This is a genomic window from Nocardia sichangensis (assembly GCF_047200615.1).
Lineage (GTDB): Bacteria > Actinomycetota > Actinomycetes > Mycobacteriales > Mycobacteriaceae > Nocardia > Nocardia sichangensis.
This window is the reverse complement of the sequence record NZ_JBJZOK010000151.1, coordinates 1-329: the sequence shown is the minus strand read 5'-3', so window position 1 is coordinate 329 and position 329 is coordinate 1. Positions and strand designations below refer to the sequence as shown.

Below are 329 nucleotides of genomic sequence, written 5' to 3'. Positions count from 1 at the left end.
ACAGGCCCATGGCGATGGTGGCAGCGGCGCCGAGGCCGGCCATCCGCGCCAGGTTCTTACGGTTGATCATGGTTTGGTATCCCTCGAGGGTTGAGTCCGCTTCAGCGGGAAGATGGTTCGTTGGATTCGACAGACGTCAGCCGATGCTGAACGGCATCCCGTAGAGGGTGGTCTTCGAGTAGTGATCGCCGATGATCTCGACGACCGTGTACGAACGCGCCTGCGCGTAACCCGCGCAGCCCTGAATCTGGATCTCGGCATCCTGGTATTCGACGGAGTAGACACCGGCCTTGAGGATGTCCTTGTAGTCGATCTGAACGAACTTCACT

General features: G+C 59.3%; 1 protein-coding gene. It reads right to left on the bottom strand.

Features of this window, described 5'->3' with window-relative positions; all coding sequences use genetic code 11:
- Positions 1-136: 136 nt before the first annotated feature.
- The coding region (locus ACL03I_RS39550) for an MspA family porin (RefSeq protein ID WP_412808679.1) at positions 137-329 on the bottom strand (193 nt) is incomplete at its 5' end.